This window comes from Streptomyces longispororuber (assembly GCF_024448165.1).
Taxonomy (GTDB): domain Bacteria; phylum Actinomycetota; class Actinomycetes; order Streptomycetales; family Streptomycetaceae; genus Streptomyces; species Streptomyces longispororuber_A.
The window spans coordinates 20,892-27,190 of the sequence record NZ_JAMOLN010000142.1 but is presented as its reverse complement, the minus strand read 5'-3'; the positions used below and the strand labels follow the sequence as shown (position 1 = coordinate 27,190).

Sequence of the window (6,299 nt, the reverse complement as noted above, 5' to 3'; positions counted from 1 at the left end):
CGTCCGTGGGCCCGGACACGAACACTCCCCCGAGCCCGGCCACCCGCTCCTTCATCCCCACCAACCCGTTCCCCCCGGAGGGCAACCCCACCGACGAAGCCGCCGCGGGCACCGGCGGCGGCTCGTTCTCCACCTGCATCGCCACCTCGGCCCCCCGATGGGCGAGCCGCACGTACGTCTTCGCCCCGCCCGCGTGCTTGTGCACGTTCGTCAGCGCCTCCTGCACCACCCGGTACGCCGTCTGCTCCACCACGGCGCCGTACACCCGCACCTCACCCTCCACCGTCATCTCCACCACCATCCCGGCGGCCCGCGACTGCCCCACCAGCTCCTCCAGCTCGGCGAGGCACGGCCCGACGTCCCCCGACTCGGCCTCCGCCCGGGACGCCGCCGCGGCGGCCGCCGCCCCGACCGCGGCCAACGGCACCGCCGTACGCTCCGGCACCGCGTCCCCGGACCGCAGCACGCCCAGCATCTCGCGCAGCTCCGTGAGCGCCTGCCGCCCCATGTCCCCGACGAGCGCCGCGTTCTTCACGGCCTTCTCCGGGTCCTTGCGCGCCACCGCCTGCAACGCCGCCGCGTGCACCACCATCAACGACACCCGGTGCGCGACCACGTCGTGCATCTCCCGGGCGATCCGGGTCCGCTCCTCGCCGCGCGCCCACTCGGCCCGCTCCTCGGCCCGCTCCGCGAGCAGCGACAGCTCCCGCTCCAGCGAATCGTTCCGCTCGGTCAGTGACTCCATCAGCCGCCGGCGCGCACCCACGTACATACCGAGCAGCAGCGGCGGAGCCGTGACCCCCAGCGCCGTGGTGATGGCGACGAAGGGGACGAACCAGCTGCCCACCTGGAAGACGTCGCCGCGCGCCACGTCCTGCTGCGCGCGCACCACCGCGACGATCAGCGCCCCGACGAACGACATCCCGGCGAGCGCCCCGATGATCCGCCGCGGCATCTCGGAGGCGGCCAGCGAGTACAGGCCGACGACCGTCAGCATCACGCCCATCTGGGCCGGCGTGATCGCCACCGACACCAGCACGACCGCGATCGGCCAGCGCCGCCGCAGCACGAGCGTGGACCCGGCGAGCACCCCGAACACGACCCCGACCGCGAGCGGCAGTCCCGCGTTGCGCGCGAAGGGGATCCCCTCGACCGCGCATTCCGCGGCGGACACCCCCGCGAGCCCGATATCGAACAGCGCGCTGCGCCGCCGCTCCCACCACCACGGCCCCCCGGCCGTGGCTCGGTGAACTTCCCCCGTCGTGGTCATGCCTCCAGCCTACGGGCGGCCCCCGCCCGATTTCCGGCGAGTTTTGCTTACTGGCCTACACCACCCCCCACAATCGAACGGAAGCGAAACCAGCCGGTATCCCTCGAACTGCCGAGCCCCAAGGGTTTCCACCCGGAATGCCACGTTCCGCGGCTGCCCCGGCTATGACACACGCCACAGGCGAGCGCGCCCACCTGTACCGTCGCACGCAAGGCGCTTGGTACGGCATAGTGTTGGGTGCCCACTCGGCGACCTGGGACCACGTCCGGTCCCGTCGAGTTCCGTCCCCCGTGGTGTAATTGGCAGCACCGTGGCTTTTGGTGCCATTTGTCCGGGTTCGAGTCCTGGCGGGGGAGCTCAGCACTTTCAGGGTCCTGACCACACAGGTCGGGACCCGCCCTTATTTCCACCCCCAAACCCCCCGGTATCCTGCGGATGTCCACCCCAGCAGACATCCCGAAGCCGAAGGGCACACCCGTGAGCGCCACTAGTCCGGCCGCCGTCGTCGTTCTCGCAGCGGGTGAGGGCACCCGTATGAAGTCGGCCACGCCCAAAGTCCTGCACGATCTCTGCGGCCGCTCGCTGGTCGGCCATGTCCTGGCCGCCGCACGGGAGTTGACCCCCGAGCAGCTCGTCGTGGTCGTGGGCCACGAGCGCGAGAAGGTCGCCGCGCACGTCAGCGCCGTCGACACCACCGCCCGCACCGCCGTCCAGGCCGAGCAGAACGGCACGGGGCACGCCGTGCGGATGGGCCTCGAAGGGCTCGACGGCAGCGTGGACGGCACGGTCGTCGTGGTCTGCGGCGACACCCCGCTGCTCACCGGCGCGACCCTGGAGCGCCTGGCCGCCACGCACGCCGCCGACGGCAACGCGGTCACCGTGCTGACCGCCGAGATGCCGGACGCGACGGGCTACGGCCGCATCGTGCGCGACACCGTCTCGGGCGCGGTCACCGCGATCGTCGAGCACAAGGACGCGACCGAGGCGCAGCGCGCGATCAGCGAGATCAACTCGGGCGTCTTCGCGTTCGACGGCCGCCTGCTGACCGACGCCCTGGGCAAGGTGCGTACGGACAACAGCCAGGGCGAGGAGTACCTGACCGACGTCCTCGGCATCCTGCGCGAGGCGGGGCACCGGGTCGGCGCCTCCGTGGCGCGGGACCACCGGGAGATCGCGGGCATCAACAACCGCGTGCAGCTGTCCGAGGCCCGCCGCATCCTCAACGACCGCCTCCTGCAGCAGGCGATGCTCGACGGCGTCACCGTCGTCGACCCGGCCAGCACCTTCGTCGACGTGACCGTCACCTTCGAGCGCGACGCCACCGTCCTGCCGGGCACCCAGCTGCACGGCACCACGCACATCGCCGAGGGCGCCGTGGTCGGCCCCAACACGCGCCTCACGAACACCAGGGTCGGCGCGGGCGCCCGCGTGGACAACACGGTGGCCGACAGCGCCGAGATCGGCCCCGAGGCGAGCGTGGGCCCCTTCGCGTACCTGCGTCCCGGCACCCGCCTCGGCGTGAAGTCCAAGATCGGCACGTACGTCGAGACCAAGAACGCGACGATCGGCGAGGGCACCAAGGTGCCGCACCTGTCGTACGTGGGCGACGCGACGATCGGCGACTTCACCAACATCGGCGCCGCCAGCGTCTTCGTGAACTACGACGGCCAGCACAAGCACCACTCGACGATCGGGTCGCACTGCCGCACCGGTGCGGACAACATGATTGTGGCGCCTGTCACGGTCGGGGACGGTGCGTACACCGCCGCGGGCTCCGTGATCACGAAGGACGTACCGGCCGGTTCACTGGCCGTCGCCCGGGGCCAGCAAAGGAATATCGAGGGTTGGGTGGCCCGGAAGCGTCCGGGGAGCGCGGCCGCGAAGGCGGCCGAGGAGAGCTCCCGGGACCCCAAGGACACGGTCGGCGAGGGCTGACCGGAAACAGGTGCGTCCGACACGGCGTACCGTGATAGGTGCTCACGATTCGCCTGGCTCGCTGCTAATGGGACGCGCGGGCAGCTGCGGCGGACGAACTCGTCTGAGGAGACTAGTGCTGTGACCGGGATCAAGACGCAGGGCGAGAAGAAGATGATGTTCTTCTCTGGCCGCGCCCACCCCGAGCTTGCCGAGGAGATCGCGCACCAGCTCGGTGTCGGGATCGTCCCGACCAAGGCTTTCGATTTCGCCAACGGCGAGATCTACGTCCGCTACCAGGAGTCCGCTCGCGGTGCCGACTGCTTCCTGATCCAGAGCCACACGGCTCCGATCAACAAGTGGATCATGGAGCAGCTGATCATGATCGACGCGCTGAAGCGCGCGTCGGCCCGCTCCATCACCGTCATCGTGCCGTTCTACGGTTACGCGCGGCAGGACAAGAAGCACCGCGGACGTGAACCGATCTCGGCGCGTCTGATCGCGGACCTGATGAAGACCGCGGGCGCCGACCGCATCCTCACCGTCGATCTGCACACGGACCAGATCCAGGGCTTCTTCGACGGCCCGGTGGACCACCTGTTCGCCCTGCCGATCCTCGCGGACTACGTGGGCGCGAAGGTCGACCGCGACAAGCTGACCGTCGTCTCCCCCGACGCCGGCCGCGTGCGCGTCGCCGACCGCTGGTGCGACCGCCTCGGCGCCCCGCTGGCGATCGTCCACAAGCGCCGCGACAAGGACGTCGCCAACCAGGTGACCGTCCACGAGGTCGTCGGTGACGTGAAGGGCCGCGTCTGCGTCCTGGTCGACGACATGATCGACACCGGTGGCACGATCTGCGCCGCCGCCGACGCCCTGTTCGCGCACGGCGCCGAGGACGTCATCGTGACGGCCACGCACGGTGTGCTGTCCGGCCCGGCCGCGGACCGCCTGAAGAACTCGAAGGTGAGCGAGTTCGTCTTCACGAACACGCTGCCGACGCCGAACGAGCTGGAGCTCGACAAGATCACGGTCCTGTCGATCGCCCCGACCATCGCCTCCGCGGTGCGCGAGGTCTTCGAGGACGGCTCGGTGACCAGCCTCTTCGAGGGCGAAGCGTGATCGTGCGCTGATCATGCGCTAGAAGATCCATTTGGGTGCGGCCTCCCCCGCCGGGTAAACTGCGAAAGTTGCTCGGCGAGGGAGGCCGTACTTTTTTGTACGGCTGTCCGTTATCGACGCGCTCTTCGTAGCAGGCCGTTCGTGGCCGGGTGACCGCCCGTTTTGGGGATTCCCCCAGTTCTACGAGGAGTTGAGAGCACATGTCCGAGGTCAAGCTCGCCGCCGAGACCCGTTCCGAGTTCGGCAAGGGCGCCGCCCGCCGCATCCGCCGCGAGAACAAGGTTCCCGGCGTCGTCTACGGTCACGGTGGGGACCCGATCCACATCACGCTCCCGGGCCACGAGCTGCAGCTCGCCCTGCGTACGCCGAACGTCCTGCTGTCCCTGGACATCGACGGCACGAACGAGCTCGCGATCCCGAAGGCCATCCAGCGCGACCCGCTGAAGGGCTTCCTCGAGCACGTCGACCTGCTCCTCGTGAAGCGCGGCGAGAAGGTCACCGTCGAGCTTCCGATCGTCACCGAGGGCGAGCTCGCCGCCGGCGGCAACCTGCTCGAGCACGTCCTGAACACCCTGCCGGTCGAGGCCGAGGCCACGCACATCCCCGAGTCGGTCACCGTCTCGATCGCCGGCCTCGACGCCGGTGCGGCCGTCCACGCCAAGGACATCACCCTGCCGTCCGGCACCACGCTGGCCGTCGACGGCGACGCCGTCGTCCTGCAGGTCCTGGCCGCGCAGGCCGAGGAGGCCCCGGCCGACGCCGCGGGCGACGAGGCCGCCGCGGAGGCCTGAGCCTTCCGCAGTTGACCTGTGTACGGGGTGGTGGGCACGGCCCACCACCCCGTACCGCTCTCCACGACCACGACCAGGCCCAAGGAAGGCGCATGTCCGACGAGAACGCTCCCTGGCTGATCGCCGGGCTCGGCAACCCAGGCCCCGAGTACGCGATGAACCGGCACAACGTCGGCTTCATGGTCGCCGACCTGCTGGCGCAGCGGATGGGCGCCAAGTTCAAGCGGGCCACCAAGGGCCAGGCGCAGGTCGTCGAGGGCCGCATCGGTCCGCCGGGCCCTGCCAACCGCCGGGTGATCCTCGCCAAGCCGATGTCGTTCATGAACGTCTCCGGCGGCCCGGTCACCGCGCTGTGCGACTTCTACAAGGTGCCGACGGCGCACATCGTGGCCGTCCACGACGAGCTGGACATCGACTACGGGGTGCTGCGCCTGAAGCTGGGCGGCGGCGACAACGGCCACAACGGCCTGAAGTCGATCACCAAGGCGCTGGGCGCCGACTACCACCGGGTGCGGTTCGGGATCGGCCGGCCGCCGGGCCGGATGCAGGTCGCGGACTTCGTCCTGAAGGACTTCTCCTCGGCGGAGCGCAAGGAACTGGACTACTTCGTGGACCGCGCGGCCGACGCCGTGGAGGCGCTCGTGACCGAGGGCCTGGAGCGCGCGCAGTCGTCGTACAACTCCTGACCTGTACGGATATGCCGCCGGCCGGAGTTGACCGTACGCCGGGTCATGGCCAAGGATCCGGCCATGTTGCCAGTTGCCCGTCAGATCGCGGCGGCTGCGCTCGCCGCGCTGCTGCTGATCGCCGGTGTGTTCACGTCGTGGGGCGCGGCGCAGCACGTGATGTTCCCCAAGGGCCGTGAGCGCGGCACGATGACGGTGACGCGGTGCGCGGACGAGACGTGCACCGGCCCGTTCTCGCCGGCCTCCCCCACCGCCGTCCGCCATGCACGCGTGACGATCGACCGCTCCATCGGCGAGAAGAAGGGCGCGAGTTTCCCCGTCGTCCTCAAGCCGAGCTCCACGTCGGCGGTGCGCGCCGGCACGGCCGGCTTCCTGCACGCCTGGGTGCCGCTGGGCGGCGCACTGCTGCTCGCCTCGGTGGTGCTGGCCGGCGGGATACGCAACCGGCGCCTCACGTGGATCACGGGAGGCGCCGGATTCGTGCTGCTCACGGCGGCCTTCGCCGCCCTGAGCCTCTAG

The 6,299-nt window shown here is 70.3% G+C and carries 6 protein-coding genes and 1 tRNA gene; 6 read left to right on the top strand and 1 reads right to left on the bottom strand.

From position 1 onward, the window contains the following. Positions 1 to 1,270, bottom strand: a 1,270-nt coding sequence (locus M4J07_RS32215) for a sensor histidine kinase (protein WP_255977566.1), incomplete at its 3' end; no start/stop codon positions are given. 284 nt (positions 1,271 to 1,554) lie between these two features. Here M4J07_RS32215 and M4J07_RS32210 point away from each other — a divergent pair. The 6 genes from M4J07_RS32210 (at position 1,555) to M4J07_RS32185 (ending at position 6,299) form a co-directional block, all read left to right on the top strand. Next, a tRNA-Gln gene (locus tag M4J07_RS32210) sits at positions 1,555 to 1,626 on the top strand. Between the two features lie 121 nt (positions 1,627 to 1,747). After that, positions 1,748 to 3,205 (top strand): bifunctional UDP-N-acetylglucosamine diphosphorylase/glucosamine-1-phosphate N-acetyltransferase GlmU, encoded by a 1,458-nt coding sequence (gene glmU / locus M4J07_RS32205; protein ID WP_255977572.1) that lies wholly within the window; start codon positions 1,748 to 1,750, stop codon positions 3,203 to 3,205. A 120-nt stretch (positions 3,206 to 3,325) separates the two neighbouring features. Further along, on the top strand, positions 3,326 to 4,303 hold the full coding sequence (locus M4J07_RS32200) for a ribose-phosphate diphosphokinase (RefSeq protein ID WP_255977564.1): 978 nt from the start codon (positions 3,326 to 3,328) through the stop codon (positions 4,301 to 4,303). Between the two features lie 200 nt (positions 4,304 to 4,503). Further along, entirely contained in the window at positions 4,504 to 5,094 is a 591-nt protein-coding gene (locus M4J07_RS32195; RefSeq protein ID WP_255977562.1) for a 50S ribosomal protein L25/general stress protein Ctc, read from the top strand. A 92-nt stretch (positions 5,095 to 5,186) separates the two neighbouring features. After that, positions 5,187 to 5,780, top strand: coding sequence for an aminoacyl-tRNA hydrolase (pth, locus tag M4J07_RS32190; protein WP_255977560.1), 594 nt, complete (start codon positions 5,187 to 5,189; stop codon positions 5,778 to 5,780). A 63-nt stretch (positions 5,781 to 5,843) separates the two neighbouring features. Next, positions 5,844 to 6,299, top strand: a complete 456-nt coding sequence (locus tag M4J07_RS32185; RefSeq protein ID WP_255977558.1) for a hypothetical protein — start codon at positions 5,844 to 5,846, stop codon at positions 6,297 to 6,299.

Coding starts and splice junctions, on each gene's coding strand:
- pth (WP_255977560.1), top strand. CDS start 5,187: ATGTCCGACGAGAACGCTCCCTGGCTGATCGCCGGGCTCGGCAACCCA.
- M4J07_RS32195 (WP_255977562.1), top strand. CDS start 4,504: ATGTCCGAGGTCAAGCTCGCCGCCGAGACCCGTTCCGAGTTCGGCAAG.
- M4J07_RS32185 (WP_255977558.1), top strand. CDS start 5,844: ATGTTGCCAGTTGCCCGTCAGATCGCGGCGGCTGCGCTCGCCGCGCTG.